Here is a 20,465-nt window from a genome sequence, read left to right on the forward strand (position 1 = left end):
ATGACAACGATGTCGCTCGAAATACGCACGGCATGGTGGCGGCGATCCCGCCGCGTACTGCCGTGGCTGGCCGCGGCCACCCTCCTCGCCGCGTGTACCGGTCCGGGCGCGGACGTCCCAGCGCCGACCCAATCCCCGGTCGCCCATGGCAAATTGGGCTCCGTCGCGGTCGTGACGCACGGCAGCCCCGGCGACGCCTTCTGGAATGTCGTCAAGAACGGCGCGGAGGCAGCGGGCAAGGACCTCGGCGTCCGCGTCGAATACAACTCCTCGGGCGATCCCGGCCAGCAGGCCAAACTCATCGATAACGCCGTCGCACAGGGCGTAGACGGTCTCGTCGTGTCAATGGCGAATCCAGAGGCATTGCGGCCCTCGATCGAAAAGGCAGTGGCGGCGGGCATTCCGGTGGTGACCATCAACTCGGGCGAGAGCGAGAGCGCCAAGTTCGGTGCGATCGGCCATGTGGGACAGAGCGAAACGTTGGCCGGACAGTCCGCGGGTAAGCGCCTCGCCGACGCAGGCCGCAAGAAGCTGCTGTGCGTGATCCACGAGGCGGGCAATATCGGGGCCAATCAGCGCTGTGACGGCGCGACGAAGGCCTTCGGCAACGGCACCACGCTGCAGGTGGACATCAACAATCCCACCGACGCCCAGTCCCGCATCAAGGGCGCGCTGGAGGCGGATAGGTCCATCGACGCCGTGCTGACGCTGAATTCACAGGTCGCCGCCCGCGCGGTGGACGGAGTGAAGGAATCGCAATCGTCCGCGACGGTCGCGACCTTCGACCTGAATACCGATGTGGTCGAGGCGATTCGGGCGGGCAAGCTGCTGTTCGCCGTGGACCAGCAGCAGTACGAGCAGGGCTATCTGCCGATTGTCCTGCTGCAGTTGTACCGGACGAATCTGAACTCGGTCGGTGGTGGCGCACCGGTGCAGACGGGTCCCGCCTTCGTCGACAAGAACAATGTCGAGGCCGTGGCGGCCCGCGTGGCACTGGGCATGCGCTGAGGGAGTGGATGAAATGACTATTGCCACAAAAACTTCCGAGGTCACTCCGAGTACTCCACCGGACGGACCGTCGCTCTTCCAGCGGATGGTGGTGCGACCGGAGATCGGCGCACTGCTCGGCGCCGCACTCGTCTTCGTATTCTTCTCGATCATTACCGACCGCTTCCTCAGCCCGCTCGGCATCGCGACCTGGCTGGACGATTCGTCCACGCTCGGCATCATGGCGGTCGCGGTGGCGCTACTGATGATCGGCGGCGAATTCGACCTGTCCGCCGGTGTCATGACTGCTTCCACCGCACTGGTCACCGCATTGCTCGCGGTGCACGCGGGTTGGAATGTCTGGCTCGCGCTCTTGGTTTCGCTGCTGTTCGCGCTCACGGTCGGTGCGTTCAACGGCTGGCTCGTGATGCGAACGGGGTTGCCGAGTTTCATCGTCACCCTCGGCACTTTCCTTGCGCTACAAGGCCTCGATCTCGGCGTGACCCGCCTGGTCACCGGAACTGTTCAGGTGTCTGGCATTCGCGGCGCCGACGGATACAACTCGGCCGGTTGGGTCTTCGCCTCGACACTCGATATCGGCGATACCCATCTGCAGGCATCGGTCGTGTGGTGGGTGGCGCTCACCGCGATCGCCGCACTTGTCCTGGTGCGCACCAAGTTCGGCAACTGGATCTTCGCGGTGGGCGGTGCGCTACCAAGTGCGCGGGCCGTCGGCGTCCCGGCCGATCGGACGAAGATCCTGCTCTTCATGACCACCGCCTTCGCCGGATGGGTCGTCGGATCCTGCAGCATTCTCCGGTTCTCCAGCGTGCAGGCGAATCAGGGCGTCGGGCTGGAACTGCACTACATCATCGCGGCGGTGGTCGGCGGCTGCCTGCTGACCGGTGGATTCGGTTCGGCGATCGGCGCCGCGATCGGTGCGCTGATCTTCGGCATGGCGCGACAGGGCATCGTCTTCGCCGGATGGGACAGCGACTGGTTCATGCTGTTCCTCGGCGTGCTGCTGCTGGCCGCGGTGTTGGTCAACAACATATTCAAGAAGCGAGCCGAAAGGGTACGGCGATGACGACACCATTGATCGAAGCAATCGATATCGGCAAAAGCTACGGCGGTGTCGTCGCGCTGCGCGACGTCTCGACCGTGGTGAATGCGGGACAGGTCACCTGCATCCTCGGCGACAACGGTGCGGGCAAGTCGACGCTGATCAAGATTCTCGCCGGTGTGCATCAGCACGATCGCGGGGAACTGAAGCTGGACGGCCAGCCGACTCGATTGTCCTCGCCCCGTGCGGCTTTGGACCACGGCATCGCGACCGTCTACCAGGATCTCGCGGTGGTGCCGCTGATGAGTGTCTGGCGCAATTTCGTACTCGGCTCCGAACCGACGGTCGGATACGGTCCGCTGCGGCTGCTGGACCGTCGCAAGGGCCGCGATATCGCACGAGAGGCGTTGGCGGACATGGGTATCGAGATCCGCGATATGGAACAGCCGGTGGGCACGCTGTCGGGCGGACAACGCCAGTGCATCGCGATCGCCAGGGCGGTGCACTACGGGGCCAGGGTGCTCATCCTCGACGAACCGACCGCGGCACTCGGCGTGAAACAGGCCGGTGTCGTACTGAAATACGTCGTGCAGGCGCGGGATCGTGGGCTCGGAGTCATTCTCATCACCCACAACCCGCATCACGCCTATCCGGTCGGCGACCGCTTCCTGCTGCTCAAACGCGGTGCGATGCTCGGCTCGTACGAGAAGTCGGAGATCGACCTGCCGGAGCTGACCCGGCAAATGGCCGGTGGCGCCGAATTGGACGCGCTGGAGCACGAATTGCAACGCGTGGTGACGCCGTGAAGCTGACAACGGCGCAGGCACTGGTCGGCTGGCTGGTCGCCCAGCATTCGGAGACCTTCGACGGGCGCGAAGTACCGTTGTTCCCGGCCACATTCGCGATATTCGGGCACGGCAATGTGCTCGGCCTCGGCACCGCCCTGTCCGAGCGTCGCGATGAAATCCCGGTCTGGCGCGGGCACACCGAACAGGGGATGGCCCTGGCGGCGATCGGTCTGGCCAAGGCGACTCACCGCCGTCAGGTCGGAATCGCGACGTCCTCGATCGGTCCCGGCGCGCTGAATATGGTGACCGCGGCTGGCGTCGCCCACGCGAATCGTCTTCCGCTGCTGCTGCTTCCGGGCGATACCTTCGTCAGCCGCGCACCGGATCCGGTGCTGCAACAGGTCGAACACTTCGGTGACCCGACCATTACCGTCAACGACGCATTCCGCGCCGTGAGCCGCTACTTCGACCGCATCACCCGCCCGGAACAACTCATCGCAACCCTGCCCCAGGCGGCCCGCGTACTGACCGATGCGGCCGATGTGGGCCCGGTGACACTGGCACTGCCACAGGACGTCCAGGCCGAGACCTACGACTTCCCGGATACCCTGTTCGAGCCGGTCGTGCACCGAATCACGCGTTCGCGCCCGGACTCGCGGGTGGTGGCCGAGGCGGCACGGGCACTGCGATCGGCCCGACGTCCGCTGCTGGTCCTCGGCGGCGGTGTGCGTTATTCGGGTGCGGGTCGGCTGATACTGGAATTCGCGGAGCGGCACGAGATTCCGATAGCAGAAACGACGGCTGGCCGCACTCTCGTACCGCACGACCACGAGCTGTACGCTGGTCCGCTCGGCGTGACCGGCTCCGGATCGGCCAATGCCCTTGCCGCACAGGCGGATCTGGTGTTGGCCATCGGCACCCGACTACAGGACTTCACCACGGCGTCCTGGACCGTCTTCGCGCCCGACGTCCGGTTGATCACCATCAACACCGCCCGGTTCGACGCGGTGAAGCACGGCGCGCTCGCGGTCGTGGGTGACGCCGCCGTTTCGGTATCGGAATTGGCTGCGCTCCTTGTCAATTGGCAGGTCGATGCCGCGTGGTCCGACCGCGCGGAAGGACTGCGGACCACCTGGGACGCTCACATCGACAAGCTGCGCGCGCCTACCCCGGGTACCCCGAGTTATGCCCAAATCGTCGGCGTCGTCAACGAATTGAGCGCACCGGACGACTACGTCATGACCGCCGCGGGCGGTATGCCCGGCGAGCTGATCGGCGGTTGGCGGGCCACCGGCACCGTGCCAACCATGGACGTCGAGTACGGTTTCTCCTGCATGGGCTATGAACTCGCGGGCGCCTGGGGTGCGGCCATGGCGCATGTGCACGGCCTGGTCACCACCATGCTCGGCGACGGCTCCTATCTGATGCTCAATTCCGAACTGTTCTCCGCGGCCTTCGCGGGCCACCGGTTCGTCGCGGTCGTCTGCGACAACGACGGCTACGCGGTGATCGCCCGGCTCCAGGAGGGACAGGGCGGTGACCCCTTCAACAACTTCTACGCCGACTGTCGCACCAACCACCCACAACCGCCCCGCGTCGACTTCGCGAGCCACGCAAGATCATTGGGCTGCGCGGTATTCACCGCGACCGATCTGACCGAGTTCCGCGGCGCATACGCGCGGGCCAGGGCGGCGGCATTGAGCGAATCCCGTCCGGCCGTGGTGGTCGTGCGCACCCAGCCGTCCGCCTGGACCGATGCGGGCGCGTGGTGGGAGGTCGGTGTGCCGGAGCAGCTGGCGGGCCGCGCGGCGTACGACGAGGCCAAGGCGGTGCAGGTGCGCTACCTGAACAGAGCCGAATCCGCGGAGTAGTCAGGCCTGAAATTCCATCTTTATGACGATCGTGTGGCACACTTGGTCACGGTCGCATAACTGAAAACCGACCACTTAGTGCACATCCAAGACCGAAGTCGCGCATTTTCTTTGCGAATTCTTAGCTTCGGTCCGGCGTCTGTATCCGGTGTAGTTGCTGGGATTCCGGCAGTGTTCGCGCGGGTAGCCGAAAGTGTGCGCTGACCGGCCGATCTATGCGCGGCGAGCGCTTTGTGATCCGGATAGCCAGTCCTTCGCAACCGGTGTTGCGTCCGTCACTACAGCGCTGCGCCAACGTCGGCTTGCTCACAGTTACCACTGCTGGATGTGGCCGAATTCGTCGGATGATGGCATTGTTGATCGAGAGATCGGGCTCATCGAAGTGATCTGCTCGGCTCATCAACAGGAAGTAAGAAGTAAAGAACATGGCTCAAGGCAGTGTGAAGTGGTTCAACAGCGAGAAGGGCTTCGGCTTTATCGCTCAAGACGGAGGCGGCCCTGACGTCTTCGTGCATTACTCGGCCGTTTCCGGCTCGGGTTTCCGGTCCCTCGAAGAGGGCCAGCGCGTGGAGTTCGAGATCGGCCAGGGCCAGAAGGGCCCGCAGGCCCAGGACGTCCGCGCTATCTGATCAAGCGTGACTTAGGAGGCTCGCACCCGGCAGGGGGTGCGGGCCTCTCGTCGTTTTCGGGGGATATTCAGGCGCTCCTGGTGAAGGTGACATGGGTGACCGCGGGGGATTGCAGTACTGAGCTGATCTGGTAGCCCGGCAGGGTGCCGAGATCGTCGTAGAGTCGCTCGCCCGCGCCGAGCAGAAGCGGGACTACCGCGAGATGCATCTCGTCCACCAGACCGGCGCGCAGGAACTGCCGGATCGCCGATGAGCCGCCCGCGAGCCGCACATCCTGACCGTCCGCGGCCTTGAATGCTTGGCGCAGAACCTCTTCCGGCGCTTCGTTCACGAAATGGAACGTCGTGCCACCCGTCATCGGCAGCGATGGTCGCGTGTGATGGGTCATCACGAAGGTGTCGTGGTGGTAGGGCGGGTTGTCGCCCCACCAACCCTGCCATTCGTGATCGGCCCACGGGCCGCGGATCGGGCCGAACATGTTGCGCCCCATGATGGTTGCGCCGATACCGGCATCGCCCGCGACCATGAAATCGTTGTCCACGCCGGTCTCGCCGGTGTTCGCGCCGTCTATCTGATGTGCGTAGCGCGTGGCCCACACCCAGTCGTGCAGCCGCAGCCCGCCCTCGCCGAGCGGATTCTCGGGTCCCTGATTCGGTCCGGCGATGTAGCCGTCGAGCGATATCGCGATGTTGTGTACGCGCAACTTGGCCATGATTCTCTCTTCCAATCTGATTGCATTTTGCAACTGCTTGTGTACAAGCTAAGCGCAACTGGTTGTAGAATGCAAGCAGCAATGTCGACGGAAGGAGCGCCGCATGCGCGACGAGGGACGTTCGGGCTGCCCGATCAACGCGACCATCGAGGTGATCGGCGATCGGTGGACGCTGCTGGTGCTGCGTGACGTGATGTTCGGCAATCGCCGCCACTTCCGCGAGCTGCTGGCCGGATCGGAGGAGAGGATCGCGTCCAATATCCTTTCCGACCGGCTCAAGCGCCTCGTCGCGGCCGGACTGCTCAGTCGTGAGGACACCCGTCCCGGTCAGAAGGCCGAGTACCGGCTCACCGAGCCCGCGATCCAACTGGTGCCGATCATGGCGCAGTTGGGCGCATGGGGGCTCCGGCACCGCCCGACGACGAAACGCCTGCGCGTACGCGCCGAACTCCTCGAGGAGGGCGGGCCGCAGCTCTGGGCCGAGTTCATGGACGAACTGCGCGAGTCGCACCTCGGGATTCCGCGTCCCGATCCGGATGCCCCGACCGCCACCGACCGGTTGGCGCGCGCCTACGCTGCCGCGGTCGCCGAGTGATGTAGAGCTGGCTACAGCCCTTCTGCAGCGGCCAGGACTTCCTGGCGGAAGAAGTCGGCGGTCACCGCGCGAGCCCGATCCATGTCCCGGTCGCGCGTCTTCGGGAAAGCAGCTGCCGCACGGTCGAATTCGGCCGCGATGAACTCCGCGATCGGGACCGGCACTGCCCCGCTACCCATTTCACGGGTTCGCGACTTCAGCTCGGTCAGCTCGGCGATCGCCGATACCAGCTCGCCGGGCAACTCGCACTGCTCCAGCAGCGAAGGCAGATGCATCGGTGCCACCGCCGCATCGGGATGCTCACGCAGCCAACGCAAGGCCATCGCGGGCCGCAGTGCATAGAACACCTTCTTCAGGGACCGATGGTGCTCGAACAGCGCCCACTGCCTGCTGCCCAGATGCAGGTAATGCCGGGCCACCTGGTTGCGATCGGCGACTTCCGCCGCCACCGTACGCAATTCGGTACGGAATCGATCGTCGCCGCGGTACACGATCGGCGACATCAACCATTCGATCAGCACCGCGTTGCCGTTCACCAGCAGCCGCAGCGCCTTGGCCAGATCCCAGCCGTTCACATCGAGCAGGCCGACCAGCGGCGTCTCGATGACATCCCTTGTCCGCCATGGCGACAGGTAGGTGTCCATATGCGCGAGATAGACGAACCGGCAGTCGTAGTCGGAATCGGGCGATGGGAATCCCCAAGCCCGGCTGCCGCTTTCGATGGCCAGCGGCACCGACACCCGATGCGCGTGCTCGATCCGATCGAGTTCGGCATCGATCGACCCGACCACCATCGGGTCCATCGAAGCCGGAATCGCGCGCAGGGACATGATCGGTGATCGTAGTTCGGCTCCGACATAGCGGACCAGCCGTTTTCGTACTGCCGCGACGACTGCGGGTGTGTGACGATGAGCGTCGTGCCGGACTGGACTTATCACCCGTTGCGCCCGATGGCGAATGCCCTGGTCGGGGAGCGTCGCGCGCAACTATTGGCCTTGCGGTTGCTGTCGGGTTTGATCGCGCTGCCGGGCGGCGGGCGGGCGATCGAGCGCGTTTTCGACCATCCGCGGTTGCCCGCCGAATGGGCTGAGCGATTCGGTGCACGGGTTCCGGTTCAGGTCGCGCGGCATGCCATCCGGGTGCTGCCGGTGCAGGGCGCTGCGATCGTCGAGGTCGGGCCGGTGGGCCGGGACGATATCGCGGCAGTGCGTGCCGCCGCCGTGGATCGCCGGTGCCGGGTCATCGCGCTCGTCGACGACCCCGAGGTGGGCGCGGAACTGGAGCCGCACGTCGATCAGGTGATCGTCGGCGAACCCGCCGATCGGCACTACCTGACCGAACCCGATATCGCCGCCGCGCTGACGGCCCTGGCCGACTGCGCCGCCACCGTGCTCGCGACCCCCGCGGTGCTGATCGCCGCCGGACCCGGCTGGTTCAACCGCGTCATCGAGGCCGCGCAACCGACCGCACCGGCGCCACCGACCCTGCGCGAGGTTCCGCTGGACCCACGCCGCTGGCCCGCGTGGTGCTGGGGCCTACTGGTCGGCATCGGCATGATCGTCGCCGGAATCGGAGCGGCGGCAATCACTTTGGGGCCCGTACTGCTCTGGTACGACCGCGACTACCTCGGCACGGACGTGGACGGACTGCACGAAATCAACCACCACCTGGTGCATTTCCTGCAGCACGATCGAATCACCATGGCGGGCAATATGATCGCGATCGGCGTGCTGTACACCGGCCTGGCCTGGGGCGGCATACGGCTGGGCCGCGTCTGGGCCCGCAACGCGTATCTGCTCTCCGGCCTGATCGGATTTCCGACGCTGTTCTACTTCCTGGTGATCGGCTTCGTCGAGCCACTGCACGTCACCGCGGCAGTGGTGCTGTTCCCGATGTTCCTGCTCGCGGTGTGGCGCAAGCCGACCACGCCGTATTGGACGGTGCCGCGAGAGTGCCCCGAGTGGATCAGGCGGCGTGCGCTCGTGGGCCAGCTGCTGCTGCTCGCGACCGGGGTGGGTGTATTCATCGGCGGCGTCGTCATCTCGACCGTCGGACTGACCTTCGTATTCGTGCCGACGGATCTCGTGTTCATGCACACCGATGCGGCCACGCTGGAATCCGCCAACGCGCACCTGCTGCCGTTCATCGCGCACGACCGGGCCGGCTTCGGCGGCGCGCTGATGGCGACGGCGGTGGCGATCGTGCTACTGGGACTGTGGGGTTGGCGACAGGGGGAGGCGTGGGTGTGGTGGACGCTGCTCGGTGCGGCCGTCGCTGGTTCGGCCAGTGCGCTGGTCATCCACTTCTTCATCCACTACACCGCGTTCGTGCATCTGCTCCCGGTGTATTTCGGTAGCGCCATGCTTGCTGTCGCGCTGATCTTGGCGCGCCCGTATCTGATGTATCGCGGCGACTAATACCGCTGACTCGCGATATTGCGGCAGTGCGGTCTGCTGTGTCCGAAAGTTGCCGGGGTTCCACCGGGCCTATCTCGGATAGATCTCGGTGGATGTCGCATATTTTCTCAGAGTTCTCTCAGAAAGCTTCCTTTGCGGAGATAATTACAGCTCTAAAAGATGCTTCCGACCTGCGTTCATGCGCATATGGCCTGATCAGAGGCGTGCTGGTCGGTTGTCCAGATCACAATGAAATGCAATATGTAGTCTGCGTCACAATATGTCGGAATTTCGTAACCGTATTTGTGTATGCCCCGATGTGCCATGTGTCAGCCAGTTCGACTGGATTTGTTTTCGACGAAGAGGAAATTTCATGATCCCCGTTATCATCGACACCGGTTCCGCGGCTCTGGACGGCCTGTTCTCCACCGGTAGCGCTGCTCTGCACGGTATTTTCAACACCCTGTGGACGGGTTCGTTCGGCGGCTGATAGCGCTGTCTCGGTCGATGGTTTCGACCGCGTGGACGCCGCGGTGACGGCGTACGACGAGGGAAGGCCTCGCACCGTTGGTGCGGGGCCTTCCTTCATGTTGAGGCACCCGCCTACCGGGGGGTAGGCCGCGACCGATTCCGGCCAACTAAGCTGGTGCGCGGTAATTGCCGACCCCCTTTCCTCCCAGGAGTACCCCACAGTGAGCCAAGCAGGCCGCCCTGTTGTTCTGATCGCCGACAAGCTCGCCCAGTCGACCGTCGACGCGCTCGGTGACGGTGTCGAGGTCCGCTGGGTCGACGGCCCCGACCGTCCCGCGCTGCTGGCCGCGGTGCCCGAGGCGGATGCCCTCCTCGTCCGCTCGGCGACCACCGTCGACGCCGAAGTGCTCGAGGCCGGGAAGAACCTGAAGATCGTCGCCCGCGCCGGCGTCGGCCTCGACAATGTCGATGTGCCCGCCGCCACCGAGCGCGGCGTCATGGTGGTCAACGCGCCCACCTCCAACATCCACACCGCCGCCGAGCACGCCGTCACGCTGCTGTTGGCCGCGGCCCGCCAGATCCCGGCCGCCGACGCCACCCTGCGCGAGCGCACCTGGGCGCGCAGCAAGTTCAACGGTGTCGAGATCTTCGACAAGACCGTCGGTGTGGTCGGCCTCGGTCGTATCGGCCAGCTCTTCGCCGCGCGTCTCGCCGCCTTCGAGACCAAGGTGATCGCCTACGACCCCTACGTCTCCCCGGCCCGCGCCGCCCAGCTCGGCATCGAACTGCTGCCCCTGGACGAGCTGCTCGAGCGCGCCGATCTGATCTCGGTGCATCTGCCGAAGACCCCGGAGACCAAGGGCATCATCGGCAAGGAAGCCATCGCCAAGACCAAGCCGGGCGTCATCATCGTCAACGCCGCACGCGGTGGGCTGGTCGACGAGCAGGCGCTCGCCGACGCGATCAAGTCGGGTCACGTGCGCGCCGCCGGTCTGGATGTATTCGACACCGAGCCGTGCACCGACAGCCCGCTGTTCGACCTGCCGCAGGTTGTGGTGACCCCGCACCTGGGTGCGTCCACCGCCGAGGCGCAGGACCGCGCGGGCACCGATGTCGCCAAGTCCGTGCTGCTGGCCCTGGCCGGTGAATTCGTGCCGGGTGCGGTGAATGTCACCGGTGGCACCGTCGGCGACGAGGTCGCGCCGTGGCTGGAGATCGTGCGCAAGCAGGGCCACCTGCTCGGTGCGGTGTCCAATGAGCTGCCGGTCAGCGTCGAGGTGCAGGTGCGTGGCGAGCTGGCCGCGCAAGATGTTGCGGTGCTGGAGCTTTCGGCGTTGCGCGGCATCTTCTCCGCGCTGGTCGAGGACCAGGTCACCTTCGTCAACGCCCCCGCGCTGGCCAAGGACCGCGGCATCACCGCCGAGGTCACCAAGGTTTCGGAGAGCCCGAGCCACCGCAGCGTCGTCGACCTGCGCGCGGTCTTCGGCGACGGCAGCACGCTGAATGTGGCGGGCACGCTGACCGAGCCGCAGCAGGTGCAGAAGATCGTCAACATCAACGGCCGCAACTACGACATGCGCGCCGAAGGCCTGAACCTGGCCGTGCTGAACTACGAGGACAAGCCGGGCGCGCTCGGCAAGATCGGCACCAAGCTCGGTGCGGCCGACATCGACATCCTCGCCGCGCAGCTGAGCCAGGATGTCGACAAGGAGGGCGCGACCGTGGTTCTACGTGTGGCCCGCGAAGTCCCCGCCGACGTCCAGGCCGCGATCGCCGAATCCGTCGGTGCGGCCAAGATCGTCCTGGTCGACCTGTTCTGACCACTACCGGCGCCGCGTACGTCGAGCGTGCGCGGCGCCGTCACCTGTGCCGGGCATGACATGTCACGCCGCGCACCGTGACTGCCGGGCTGCGCTGCCTGCCCGGCAGCGGCGTGCGGTGCGGGACGAAGTACCGTGGCGGTCGGCAATACTGAACGGAGCCTTGTTGTTATGAAGCTTGCTGTTATCGCTGGTGATGGGATCGGCCCCGAGGTCATCGCGGAGGCGCTCAAGGTGCTCGACGTGGTGCAGCCGGGCGTCGAGAAGACCGAATACGACCTCGGCGCACGGCGCTACCACGCGACCGGTGAGATTCTGCCGGATTCGGTGCTGCCGGAGCTGAAGCAGCACGATGCGATCCTGCTCGGCGCGATCGGCGACCCGTCGGTGCCCAGCGGTGTGCTCGAGCGCGGACTGTTGCTGCGCACCCGGTTCGCGCTGGATCATCACGTCAACCTGCGTCCGTCGAAGCTGTACCCGGGCGTGACCAGTCCGCTCGCGGGCAATCCGGATATCGACTTCGTGGTCGTGCGCGAGGGCACCGAGGGCCCCTACACCGGCACCGGCGGCGCGATCCGGGTGGAGACCCCACACGAAGTCGCCACCGAGGTCAGCACCAACACCCGCTTCGGCATCGAGCGCGTAGTCCGCTACGCCTTCGCCAAGGCGCAGGCCCGGCGCAAGCACCTGACGCTGGTGCACAAGAACAATGTGCTGACCTTCGCCGGTTCGCTGTGGCAGCGCACAGTCGACGAGGTCGCGGCGGAGTTCCCGGAGGTGCAGACCGCCTACCAGCACATCGATGCCGCCACCATCCACATGGTCAATGACCCGGGCCGCTTCGATGTGATCGTCACCGACAACCTCTTCGGCGACATCATCACCGACCTCGCGGCCGCGGTGAGCGGCGGAATCGGCCTGGCGGCCAGCGGCAATATCGACGCCTCCGGAACCAACCCGAGCATGTTCGAGCCGGTGCACGGCAGTGCCCCCGATATCGCGGGGCAGTCCAAGGCCGATCCGACCGCCGCGATTCTGTCGGTGTCGTTGCTGCTCAACCACCTCGGAAACACCGAAGGTGCCGCTCGCATCGAAGCGGCGGTCGCCAAGGATCTCGTGTCGCGCGGCGGCGCGGCCTCGACCGTCGAGATCGGAGATCGGATCGCCGCGGCGGTCTGACCTGTTCTGCCTGATGGCCCGCGCTCGAGCGAGTTCGAGTGCGGGCCTTTCGGCTTCGCAGGAACGCGAGGGAGTCCGATGAGCGAGCGTCGGGGACCGTATACCGATGTGGATCTGCATCGTTTACCGTACGGCGGTAAGGGGTTCGAGCTCGAGGACGGCTGGTTGATCGCGGTCGCGGGCGGTGCGCGCCACGATTTCGTGGTGCAGCGGCTCGGGCGGCTCATCGATATCGCGGCCGGTGGGGCCGCCGTGCACGTATGTATCGGCGGTGGTTGGGAAGTCAACACGCCCAGCGGCATTCGCAAGCCCGATATCGTGGTGATCCCGAGAGATGTTGCGCGGGCGGCGATTATCGCCGAAATGCCCAGGCTGCTCTCCGGCACGGAGGTGCTGCTCGCCGTGGAGATCGTTGCGCCGGGCGACGGCAGCGAACGCACCGATCGGGTCAGGAAGGTTCGCGAGTACGCGGCCATCGAGATTCCGCAGTACTGGATAGTCGAGCATCATCCGGAGGTCCGGATCCACCGAATGCTGCTCGCGGACGGCGCTTTTCGCGCCCATCCAACGGTGACCGCAGGAACCGTGTTCACCGCGGCGATCCGAGCCGATCCACCGTTTCGGGTGAGTTTCGATCCGGCCGCCTTGATCGAGATCTGACCTATTCCCGCTCGGTCAGCGCGCTGCCGACCGCCGTGGCCCTGCCGCGAATCGAGCCGTGGATGGCGACCGCGATGCCCTCGTGGACTTGCGCCGCGGGCTCGGCGATCGGCTTGATGGCATCGAACACCACACCGGCGACCGCTCGATGCTGCTGTTCGACGACAGTGGCTGCCGCACTGACGGATTCGGCAACCGCTGGTCCTAGCTCGGTCAGCTGCTCATCGGTGGATTGTGATTGTGCGTCGGGTTGAAAGGTTGGGTGGCTGCCAGTTGGGCGATGCCGCGGGGCTCGGCGGTGTCGGTGCGTCGGGCGGGTGGGGGATGAAGTCTTGGGGGCACGATTATCTCCTTTGTCGTAAGGGGATTCGGTGAAACAGGGATCAACGGGTCGGTGGGGTCGGAGGCTTTGGCATGTCGGGTGGGTTGGGCATCGGGGGTGGGCTGGGTGGCATGTGCGGCGGGGTGGGGAATCCCGGTGGTGTCGGGGGAATGGGAGGGTTGGGCGGCATCGGGGGTGTGGGCGGAATCGGGGGTGTGGGGAACGGGCCCATCGGGGGCATCGGGCCGCTGAAGCGTTGGAATGCCGCTTGGCGGGAGGTGCCGAGGAGATCGCCGATTTCGGCCCAGGTGTGGCCTTCTTCGCGGGCCTGCCGGGCCAGGGTGTGCAGGATGTCGTCGACGAGTCGACTGAGATTTCGGGTCGCCGTGAGCGCGGCGAGCACCGGCACGCTGGGCCTGCCCTCCTCCGGGCCCAGCACGCCCACGACCAGTTCCGCATTGGCGGACAACAACTTTCCGAGCATCGCCCGCTCGTCCTGCGGGTCTACGCGCTGCTGTTCATTGGACATATGTAAAGCCTGGCTTGACGCCACAGCCTTGTCAAGGCTGGATTTACATCGTTGGTTGGAGGTGTGAATCCATTGCTTGGCCTAGGGGATGGCGCCTATTGCTAGGACCGGCCAGATTTCGGCGCCCTTCGGTCGACGATCGGGCGGATAACGTCTCCTCGGATCGGCTTCGATCCTGCGGCGCAGCGCGATCTGAATCCGTGATTCCCTCCGGAGGCGGCCCCGACGCAGATGCATCGCGCCCGCCCCGGCGAACCGGAGCGGGCGCGAATTCCTAAGGGGCAGTTATTCAGATCGTCGATCAGTGGGGACCAACGGAACCGCCGCCATCGCCAGCGTGGCGGCCAACAGATATGCGGCGGGGAAACCGCTGGCGGTGATCAGCGCGCCGAAAACCGGTGGTATGGCGGCCATTGCGAGGTTCTGGCCGGTGTTCTGGATGCCGAGTCCGCGTCCACTCCAGAATGGTCCGGCGATTTCGGCGACCGCGGTGAACGCCAGACCGTTATCGGAGACCGTGATGACCGATGCGGCGATCAGCAGCGGAATCGCGGCCCACCACGCGTGCGTCCATGCGGCCGAAGCCAAGGCGCCCATGGAGATTACGGCGGCGATCGCGACGGTGCGCAGCGGTCCCAGTCGGCTGCCGACGCGATCGGACCACGTGCCCGCGCCGATTCGTCCTATGGCGCCGAGGAATTGGGTTCCGGTCACCAGAGCGCCCGCCACGGGCAGCGACCAGCCAACGTCACTGTGCAACCACAATAGTGCGAAAGTCCATACGGTCCCTTGGGGAATGCACAGCAGCACCGACACCGCATGGATGCGCCACAGCGTTGAATCACCGCGATACGGGTTGGCTCGATCCGCCGCCGCGCCCGCGGGCCGTGGCGGATCGACGATCCCGATCAGGCAGCCCAGTGCGGCGACGCCCGCCATTGCCGCGGGCACCAGAACGGCCGCGGAGACCCCGTGCGCGGCCGCGACGGCCGGAATGCTGAGCGCGCCGATGCCGACGCCGATGGGCTGCGCGGTCTGTCGAATACCCATGGCCAGTCCGCGCCGCTGCGGCGGAAACCAGCCGACGATCACCCGGCCGCTTGCCCCGTTGGTACTCGCCGCGCCGACGCCGCCCAGGAACAGCAATACGCCGAGCAGCACGTGGTCGGTGACGGTAGCCGCCGCGACGCCCGCGCCGAATACCAGCAGTGGTCCGCCGACCAGCACCTTGTGCTCGCCGATCCGGTCCACAACATATCCCCAGGCGATCAGGGTGCATACCAGGCCGACCGTCGGCATGGCCACGAGCAGACCCGCGGTAGCCAGTGGCATGCCACTGGCCGTCAGCGCGGGCAAAAGAAATGGAACCCCGTGGATGAAGACGGCGCTGGAGGCCTGTGCGAACACGCCGAGGCCGAGCATGGACCACCGTCGGACGTCGCGCATCTGCGTCACGGTCGTAGCCATCGGCCTCACCTCGGAATCTCAAAATATGGGAATGAGTTCTCATTGTGTGAACATCGCGTCTCACCGTACACCCAGTGGGCAAGCGGATTCCGCTGTGGTTCTGTCGAACTGCTCACATCGCGAGCCGTCGAACCCGTCGCCGCGCGCGGTTCCGGACCGCTCGGTCGGGCGCGTTCGAGCAGGTCGAGGGCGGTCGATAGACTGCGGTGCATGCGTCTAGGTCGAATCGCCAGTCCCGATGGAGTCGCTTTCGTCAGCATCGAAGGGGAGGGGAGCGAGAGCGTCGCCAAGGAGATCGCGGAACATCCGTTCGGTACTCCGACATTCACCGGGCGGAGTTGGCCGCTGGCCGATGTGCGCCTGCTCGCGCCGATTCTGGCCAGCAAGGTGGTCTGCATCGGTAAGAACTACGCCGCGCACGCGGCCGAAATGGGCGGGGTCGCACCGGCGGATCCGGTGATCTTCATGAAGCCGAGCACCTCGATCATCGGCCCGAACGCGTCGATCGTATTGCCGCCCAGCTCATCCCAGGTCGACTACGAGGGCGAGCTCGCGATCGTCATCGGCCGTCCGTGCAAGGACGTGCCCGCCGCCCGCGCACTCGACGTGGTGCTCGGTTACACCGTCGCCAACGATGTGACCGCGCGCGATCAGCAGAAACACGACGGCCAGTGGACCCGGGGCAAGGGCTACGACACTTTCTGCCCGCTCGGCCCGTGGATCGAAACCTCGCTCGACCCTTCGGATCTGGAGATCGTCACCCAAGTCGACGGCGAGGTCCGCCAGCGCAGCCGCACTTCGCTTCTGCTGCACGATATTCCGAAGTTCATCGAATGGGTGACCACGGTGATGACGCTGCTGCCCGGCGATGTGCTGCTCACCGGTACCCCGGAGGGCGTCGGCCCGCTGCGGGCCGGGCAGAACGTCTCCGTGACCGTCGAGGGCATCGGAACCCTCACCAATCCTGTTGCCGCCAAGCGCTAGTCGAAAGAGAGCCATGACTGAAGTACGGGTCCGCTTCTGCCCGTCACCGACCGGAACGCCGCATGTCGGCCTGGTCCGGACGGCGCTGTTCAATTGGGCGTACGCTCGCCACACCGGCGGCAAGTTCGTCTTCCGCATCGAAGATACCGATGCCGCACGCGATTCCGAAGAATCATACGGTGCGATCCTGGACGCGCTGCGCTGGCTCGGCCTCACCTGGGACGAGGGGCCGGAGGTCGGCGGGCCCTATGCGCCCTATCGGCAATCGCAGCGACGCGAGTTGCATATGGAAGTCGTGCGGAATTTGCTGGCGGCCGGTGAAGCGTACGAATCCTTCTCCACGGCCGAGGAAGTCGAGGAGCGTCATCGGGCCGCGGGCCGCGATCCGAAACTCGGCTACGACAACTACGACCGCGATCTCACCCCCGAGGAGATCGAAGCCCATCGGGCCGCCGGACGCCCGGCGGTAATCCGGCTCCGAATGCCCGACGAAGACATCACCTGGCACGATCTCGTGCGCGGTGAAACCACCTTCAAAGCGGGTACCGTGCCCGATTTCGCACTCACACGCGGTAATGGCGATCCGCTCTATACGCTGGTTAACCCGGTCGACGACGCATTGATGAAGATCACCCATGTGTTGCGCGGTGAGGACATTCTCTCGTCCACTCCGCGCCAAATCGCGCTCTATGCGGCTATGCGCCGGATCGGTGTCGCGGAGTTCACTCCGGAGTTCGGTCATCTGCCGTTCGTGATGGGGCAGGGCAACAAGAAGTTGTCCAAGCGCGATCCGGAGTCGAATCTGTTCGTCCATCGGGATAGGGGATTCATCCCGGAGGGTTTGCTGAATTACCTGGCGCTACTCGGCTGGGGCATCGCGGATGATCGCGATGTTTTCTCGATGGCCGAGATGGTGGCGGCGTTCGATATCTCGAAAGTGAATTCGAATCCGGCCCGTTTCGATCAGAAGAAGGCGGACGCGCTCAACGCCGAACACATCCGATTGCTGGAGCCGGGTGATTTCACGCACCGCTTGCGTGAGTTCCTCACCGAACACGGCGAGATCGGTGCCGACATCGACGACAAGTTGTTCGCCGCGGCCGCCGAACTTGTGCAAACCCGGATCGTGGTGTTGTCCGATGCGTGGGATCTGCTGCGTTTCTTGTTCGCGCCCGCGGAAGAGTTCGCGATTGATCCGGCGGCGGGGGCGAAGAACCTCGGTTCCGAAGCCACCTCGGTATTGGACGCCGCCATTGCCGCGCTGGAGCCGCTGACGGCCTGGACCACTCCCGCTATCGAGGATGCGCTCAAAACCGCGCTCATCGATGATCTGGGGCTCAAACCGCGTAAGGCGTTCGCACCAGTGCGAGTGGCAGTGACGGGTTCGCATATCAGCCCGCCGCTGTACGAATCGCTGGAGCTGCTCGGCCGCGAGACGAGCCTGGCTCGGCTGCGCTCGGCGCGGGACTGGACGGCACCGGCCTGAAATCCGCCTTTGACCGAAAAACAGGGCGTTGACCAGCCGATTTGTAGTAGACCGTATGCGGTTTGGTACTCTACTTCTCGGCTCGGAACAGGGCCTCGGGTCAGCCGGACACGAGGTCGAACGTCCTGGTCATTGGGGTATGGTGTAATTGGCAACACAGCTGATTCTGGTTCAGCCATTCTAGGTTCGAGTCCTGGTACCCCAGCGGAAATGTTGTTCTTCTCTCGGCGCGCGACCGAAAGTTGTTCAGCATCCGGCGATTTGGTCGCCGAGCTTCGGTCGGCTAAGCTAACCGAGCTTCCACTGATCGAAAGATCAACCGGAAAGGTCACCCGCTGAAATGTGGGAGATCGAGTCCTGGCCCCGTCGTCTAGCGGCCTAGGACGCCGCCCTCTCAAGGCGGTAGCGCGGGTTCGAATCCCGTCGGGGCTACGCAGAATGGAAGGCCCATGCTCATGGAGAGCATGGGCCTTTTTCTGCTTCGCATTGTCTTGCGGGGGTGAAACCCCCACACCCCCACCCGGAGGGCTTCGCCCCCGGACCCCCGAGTCCGGCCGGGGGCTTTGCCCCGGAACAGCAGGTCGGGGTGCCGTTGGGCATGGGTGCGCTGTTTCCTTGGTGGTGCTGGGCGCTTTGTCGTGGCATGTCACTGTTTGGCCATTCGCACTCGCGCGAAGCGGTGTGCGGGCCGCGCTGGGGATCTGGCAGGCGCTGCCGTGGTGCGGGTGCGGGCATGCGGTCGATGCCCCATGCAGCGTGCACCCGTCACCCGGGTGGCCGGATTACCGGAGGTGGCCGAGTCGGTGGCGAGTTTCGGGGTACCAAAAGGCCCTCCAGCGGTTCGCTGGAGGGCCTTGGCGGTGGGCCTATCCGCTCTTGCGGCGGAACTCTCGCTTGTGGCTGGCGTTGCTGTGGGGGGAGGTTGCCTTGGAGCGGCCGTCGAGGTGGTCGTTCGACTTGGCGTGGTGCTGGTTCTTGCGCTCCAGGGCTTCCTTGAACTTGCGTTTGACGTCTTCGGTGCTCGGTGCCGCCTTGCCGTTGGAACTGTCTGCTTCCGCCATGTCTGCTCCTCGTCGTCGCGGCCGGGTGGCGCGCCAATCGGGCGTCGCCGCGCTGCCGATTCGGGTCGATCAGGGTTGACGCTACTGTGCCGCACCCGGCGTGTCAGTCGGATTTTGCCCGCGTGGCGCGATCAGTCGAGGGGCTGGGCGGTGGTGCCGCCGAGGGGGAGTTGGGGGAGGCCGAGTTTGCGGTGGTCCCAGCTGCGGAGGCGATCCGGGACTACGCGGACCGCTATGCGCTTGTTGAGCATCTGCTCGACGAGCGGGCGGACTTCTTCGCTGTAGGGGCCGGTGTAGCGCTCCCAGACGCTCTCGCCGACGGCGAAGAGCTTGTCCGGATCATCGATGATCTCGGCGTGGCCTTCGATCGAGACGCCGCGCAACTGGTCGTAGGTCTGGCCTGCCTCGACCATGCAGGTCACGCGGGGGTCGCGGCCCAGGTTGACTGCCTTTTGCGACTTGGCCTTGGTCTCGAACCAGATCTCGCCGTCGATGAGCGCGTACCACATCGCGGTCAGGTGCGGCGCACCGTTCGGGCCGATGGTGGCCAGCGTCGCGATGCGGCTGCGCTGCAGGAATTCGGAAATCTCGGCGTCGGACATGACGATCTGCGCCCGTTGGTTCACTCCCATGCGCACCAACTTTAGAGGTTCGAAACTAGAACGTGTTACAGCCTCTTGTGGAGTGCTTCCGCGGCGGCGACCAGGTCGGCCGCCCAGCGGGCGCCCGGTCTGCGGCCCATGCGATCGATCGGGCCCGACACCGAGACCGCCGCGATGACGTGGCCCGCGGCGTCGCGCACGGGTGCGGAGACGCTGGCCACACCGCTGGCCCGCTCAGCGGCGCTCTGGGCCCAGCCGCGCTTGCGGACCTCGGCCAGCGCCCGCTCACCGAATACCGCATCGGCCAGGATGATGCGCTGCAGTTCCGAATCCGCCCAGGCGACCAGCACCTTGGCCGCCGAACCGGCGGTGAGCGGCAGGCGCGCCCCGATCGGCACGGTGTCGCGCAGGCCGACGGGCGGTTCCAGGGCGGCGATGCAGACCCGCGCATTGCCGTCTCTGCAGTAGATCTGGACGCTCTCGCCGGTGATCTCGCGCAAGCGCGGGAGAATGGCCGCGGCGGCCTCGTGCAGTGGATCGGTGGCCCCGGCGGCGAGTTCGGCGAGCGCCGGTCCGGGCCGCCACAGACCGTTGTTGTCGCGGGCGAGCAGCCGGTGCACCTCGAGCCCGACGGCCAGGCGATGGGCGGTGGCCCGCGGCAGTCCGGTGCGGGTGCACAGTTCGTTGAGACCGCATGGGTGCTCCGCGACGGCATATAACACTGACACCGCTTTGTCGAGGACGCCGATACCGCTATGCTGTCTCATGGAACGATATTAGCGTCTCGGATACTGAGAAAGCCACTTAAGGGTCTGCTCGCTCCGGACGCGTCGGAACAGCCAA

The 20,465-nt window shown here is 65.6% G+C and carries 20 protein-coding genes and 2 tRNA genes; 14 read left to right on the forward strand and 8 right to left on the reverse strand.

The window, feature by feature from the left end:
* The 5 genes from ACQPZ2_RS11830 (at position 1) to ACQPZ2_RS11850 (ending at position 5,338) form a co-directional block, all read left to right on the forward strand.
* Positions 1 to 1,008, forward strand: a complete 1,008-nt coding sequence (locus tag ACQPZ2_RS11830; RefSeq protein WP_433525581.1) for a sugar ABC transporter substrate-binding protein — start codon at positions 1 to 3, stop codon at positions 1,006 to 1,008.
* A 13-nt stretch (positions 1,009 to 1,021) separates the two neighbouring features.
* Positions 1,022 to 2,074 (forward strand): ABC transporter permease, encoded by a 1,053-nt coding sequence (locus ACQPZ2_RS11835; RefSeq protein ID WP_433525582.1) that lies wholly within the window; start codon positions 1,022 to 1,024, stop codon positions 2,072 to 2,074.
* The gene (locus ACQPZ2_RS11840) at positions 2,071 to 2,856 is read left to right on the forward strand and encodes an ATP-binding cassette domain-containing protein (protein WP_433525583.1); all 786 of its coding nucleotides are present in this window, start codon (positions 2,071 to 2,073) and stop codon (positions 2,854 to 2,856) included. Before ACQPZ2_RS11835 ends, ACQPZ2_RS11840 begins: the two co-directional genes overlap by 4 nt.
* Positions 2,853 to 4,709, forward strand: a complete 1,857-nt coding sequence (gene iolD, locus ACQPZ2_RS11845) for a 3D-(3,5/4)-trihydroxycyclohexane-1,2-dione acylhydrolase (decyclizing) (RefSeq protein ID WP_433525584.1) — start codon at positions 2,853 to 2,855, stop codon at positions 4,707 to 4,709. The genes ACQPZ2_RS11840 and iolD overlap by 4 nt, the downstream gene beginning before the upstream one ends.
* A 425-nt stretch (positions 4,710 to 5,134) precedes the next feature.
* A complete protein-coding gene (locus ACQPZ2_RS11850) occupies positions 5,135 to 5,338 on the forward strand; it encodes a cold-shock protein (RefSeq protein WP_040693519.1) in 204 nt (67 codons plus the stop codon).
* A gap of 67 nt (positions 5,339 to 5,405) precedes the next feature.
* Here ACQPZ2_RS11850 and ACQPZ2_RS11855 read toward each other — a convergent pair whose 3' ends face one another.
* The gene (locus tag ACQPZ2_RS11855) at positions 5,406 to 6,050 is read right to left on the reverse strand and encodes a dihydrofolate reductase family protein (RefSeq protein WP_433525585.1); all 645 of its coding nucleotides are present in this window, start codon (positions 6,048 to 6,050) and stop codon (positions 5,406 to 5,408) included.
* A 103-nt stretch (positions 6,051 to 6,153) separates the two neighbouring features.
* On the opposite strand from ACQPZ2_RS11855, the gene ACQPZ2_RS11860 reads away from it, so the two are divergent.
* Positions 6,154 to 6,645 (forward strand): winged helix-turn-helix transcriptional regulator, encoded by a 492-nt coding sequence (locus ACQPZ2_RS11860; RefSeq protein WP_433525586.1) that lies wholly within the window; start codon positions 6,154 to 6,156, stop codon positions 6,643 to 6,645.
* Positions 6,646 to 6,656: 11 nt separating this feature from the next.
* Here ACQPZ2_RS11860 and ACQPZ2_RS11865 read toward each other — a convergent pair whose 3' ends face one another.
* Positions 6,657 to 7,475, reverse strand: coding sequence for a nucleotidyltransferase domain-containing protein (locus tag ACQPZ2_RS11865; RefSeq protein ID WP_433525587.1), 819 nt, complete (start codon positions 7,473 to 7,475; stop codon positions 6,657 to 6,659).
* Positions 7,476 to 7,562: 87 nt separating this feature from the next.
* Here ACQPZ2_RS11865 and ACQPZ2_RS11870 point away from each other — a divergent pair, with 87 nt between their 5' ends.
* From ACQPZ2_RS11870 to ACQPZ2_RS11885, 4 genes are all read left to right on the forward strand, one after another.
* The gene (locus ACQPZ2_RS11870; RefSeq protein WP_433527396.1) at positions 7,563 to 9,062 is read left to right on the forward strand and encodes a hypothetical protein; all 1,500 of its coding nucleotides are present in this window, start codon (positions 7,563 to 7,565) and stop codon (positions 9,060 to 9,062) included.
* Between the two features lie 671 nt (positions 9,063 to 9,733).
* Positions 9,734 to 11,332 carry a phosphoglycerate dehydrogenase gene (gene serA / locus ACQPZ2_RS11875; RefSeq protein ID WP_063042912.1) on the forward strand — a complete coding sequence of 533 codons (1,599 nt, stop codon included), beginning with the start codon at positions 9,734 to 9,736 and terminating at the stop codon, positions 11,330 to 11,332.
* A 171-nt stretch (positions 11,333 to 11,503) separates the two neighbouring features.
* A complete protein-coding gene (locus ACQPZ2_RS11880) occupies positions 11,504 to 12,511 on the forward strand; it encodes a 3-isopropylmalate dehydrogenase (RefSeq protein ID WP_063042911.1) in 1,008 nt (335 codons plus the stop codon).
* 78 nt (positions 12,512 to 12,589) lie between these two features.
* On the forward strand, positions 12,590 to 13,171 hold the full coding sequence (locus ACQPZ2_RS11885) for a Uma2 family endonuclease (RefSeq protein ID WP_433525588.1): 582 nt from the start codon (positions 12,590 to 12,592) through the stop codon (positions 13,169 to 13,171).
* Between the two features lies 1 nt (position 13,172).
* Here ACQPZ2_RS11885 and ACQPZ2_RS11890 read toward each other — a convergent pair whose 3' ends face one another.
* From ACQPZ2_RS11890 to ACQPZ2_RS11900, 3 genes are all read right to left on the reverse strand, one after another.
* Positions 13,173 to 13,304 carry a hypothetical protein gene (locus ACQPZ2_RS11890; RefSeq protein WP_433525589.1) on the reverse strand — a complete coding sequence of 44 codons (132 nt, stop codon included), beginning with the start codon at positions 13,302 to 13,304 and terminating at the stop codon, positions 13,173 to 13,175.
* A gap of 250 nt (positions 13,305 to 13,554) precedes the next feature.
* Positions 13,555 to 14,022 carry a hypothetical protein gene (locus ACQPZ2_RS11895; protein WP_433525590.1) on the reverse strand — a complete coding sequence of 156 codons (468 nt, stop codon included), beginning with the start codon at positions 14,020 to 14,022 and terminating at the stop codon, positions 13,555 to 13,557.
* Between the two features lie 285 nt (positions 14,023 to 14,307).
* A complete protein-coding gene (locus ACQPZ2_RS11900; RefSeq protein ID WP_433525591.1) occupies positions 14,308 to 15,489 on the reverse strand; it encodes an MFS transporter in 1,182 nt (393 codons plus the stop codon).
* A gap of 210 nt (positions 15,490 to 15,699) precedes the next feature.
* Here ACQPZ2_RS11900 and ACQPZ2_RS11905 point away from each other — a divergent pair, with 210 nt between their 5' ends.
* The 4 genes from ACQPZ2_RS11905 (at position 15,700) to ACQPZ2_RS11920 (ending at position 18,391) form a co-directional block, all read left to right on the forward strand.
* Positions 15,700 to 16,473, forward strand: a complete 774-nt coding sequence (locus ACQPZ2_RS11905) for a fumarylacetoacetate hydrolase family protein (protein WP_433525592.1) — start codon at positions 15,700 to 15,702, stop codon at positions 16,471 to 16,473.
* Between the two features lie 13 nt (positions 16,474 to 16,486).
* Positions 16,487 to 17,959, forward strand: a complete 1,473-nt coding sequence (gene gltX, locus ACQPZ2_RS11910) for a glutamate--tRNA ligase (RefSeq protein WP_433525593.1) — start codon at positions 16,487 to 16,489, stop codon at positions 17,957 to 17,959.
* Between the two features lie 133 nt (positions 17,960 to 18,092).
* Positions 18,093 to 18,164, forward strand: a tRNA-Gln gene (locus tag ACQPZ2_RS11915).
* 154 nt (positions 18,165 to 18,318) lie between these two features.
* A tRNA-Glu gene (locus tag ACQPZ2_RS11920) sits at positions 18,319 to 18,391 on the forward strand.
* Between the two features lie 434 nt (positions 18,392 to 18,825).
* Here ACQPZ2_RS11920 and ACQPZ2_RS11925 read toward each other — a convergent pair.
* The 3 genes from ACQPZ2_RS11925 to ACQPZ2_RS11935 form a co-directional block, all read right to left on the reverse strand.
* Positions 18,826 to 19,020 carry a DUF5302 domain-containing protein gene (locus ACQPZ2_RS11925; RefSeq protein WP_433525594.1) on the reverse strand — a complete coding sequence of 65 codons (195 nt, stop codon included), beginning with the start codon at positions 19,018 to 19,020 and terminating at the stop codon, positions 18,826 to 18,828.
* Positions 19,021 to 19,151: 131 nt separating this feature from the next.
* Positions 19,152 to 19,652 carry a pyridoxamine 5'-phosphate oxidase family protein gene (locus ACQPZ2_RS11930; RefSeq protein WP_433525595.1) on the reverse strand — a complete coding sequence of 167 codons (501 nt, stop codon included), beginning with the start codon at positions 19,650 to 19,652 and terminating at the stop codon, positions 19,152 to 19,154.
* Between the two features lie 35 nt (positions 19,653 to 19,687).
* Entirely contained in the window at positions 19,688 to 20,389 is a 702-nt protein-coding gene (locus ACQPZ2_RS11935; RefSeq protein WP_433525596.1) for an IclR family transcriptional regulator, read from the reverse strand.
* Positions 20,390 to 20,465: the final 76 nt, after the last annotated feature.

It is taken from the genome of Nocardia pseudovaccinii, from assembly GCF_050942345.1.
GTDB classification, from domain to species: Bacteria; Actinomycetota; Actinomycetes; order Mycobacteriales; family Mycobacteriaceae; genus Nocardia; species Nocardia pseudovaccinii.

Excerpts from the sequence above, each read along its gene's own strand:
- ACQPZ2_RS11830 (WP_433525581.1), top strand. The coding sequence starts at position 1 with ATGACAACGATGTCGCTCGAAATACGCACGGCATGGTGGCGGCGATCC.
- ACQPZ2_RS11835 (WP_433525582.1), top strand. The coding sequence starts at position 1,022 with ATGACTATTGCCACAAAAACTTCCGAGGTCACTCCGAGTACTCCACCG.
- ACQPZ2_RS11840 (WP_433525583.1), top strand. The coding sequence starts at position 2,071 with ATGACGACACCATTGATCGAAGCAATCGATATCGGCAAAAGCTACGGC.
- ACQPZ2_RS11850 (WP_040693519.1), top strand. The coding sequence starts at position 5,135 with ATGGCTCAAGGCAGTGTGAAGTGGTTCAACAGCGAGAAGGGCTTCGGC.
- ACQPZ2_RS11855 (WP_433525585.1), bottom strand. The coding sequence starts at position 6,050 with ATGGCCAAGTTGCGCGTACACAACATCGCGATATCGCTCGACGGCTAC.
- ACQPZ2_RS11860 (WP_433525586.1), top strand. The coding sequence starts at position 6,154 with ATGCGCGACGAGGGACGTTCGGGCTGCCCGATCAACGCGACCATCGAG.
- ACQPZ2_RS11865 (WP_433525587.1), bottom strand. The coding sequence starts at position 7,475 with ATGTCCCTGCGCGCGATTCCGGCTTCGATGGACCCGATGGTGGTCGGG.
- ACQPZ2_RS11880 (WP_063042911.1), top strand. The coding sequence starts at position 11,504 with ATGAAGCTTGCTGTTATCGCTGGTGATGGGATCGGCCCCGAGGTCATC.
- ACQPZ2_RS11885 (WP_433525588.1), top strand. The coding sequence starts at position 12,590 with ATGAGCGAGCGTCGGGGACCGTATACCGATGTGGATCTGCATCGTTTA.
- ACQPZ2_RS11895 (WP_433525590.1), bottom strand. The coding sequence starts at position 14,022 with ATGTCCAATGAACAGCAGCGCGTAGACCCGCAGGACGAGCGGGCGATG.
- ACQPZ2_RS11900 (WP_433525591.1), bottom strand. The coding sequence starts at position 15,489 with ATGGCTACGACCGTGACGCAGATGCGCGACGTCCGACGGTGGTCCATG.
- ACQPZ2_RS11905 (WP_433525592.1), top strand. The coding sequence starts at position 15,700 with ATGCGTCTAGGTCGAATCGCCAGTCCCGATGGAGTCGCTTTCGTCAGC.
- gltX (WP_433525593.1), top strand. The coding sequence starts at position 16,487 with ATGACTGAAGTACGGGTCCGCTTCTGCCCGTCACCGACCGGAACGCCG.
- ACQPZ2_RS11925 (WP_433525594.1), bottom strand. The coding sequence starts at position 19,020 with ATGGCGGAAGCAGACAGTTCCAACGGCAAGGCGGCACCGAGCACCGAA.
- ACQPZ2_RS11930 (WP_433525595.1), bottom strand. The coding sequence starts at position 19,652 with ATGGGAGTGAACCAACGGGCGCAGATCGTCATGTCCGACGCCGAGATT.
- ACQPZ2_RS11935 (WP_433525596.1), bottom strand. The coding sequence starts at position 20,389 with ATGAGACAGCATAGCGGTATCGGCGTCCTCGACAAAGCGGTGTCAGTG.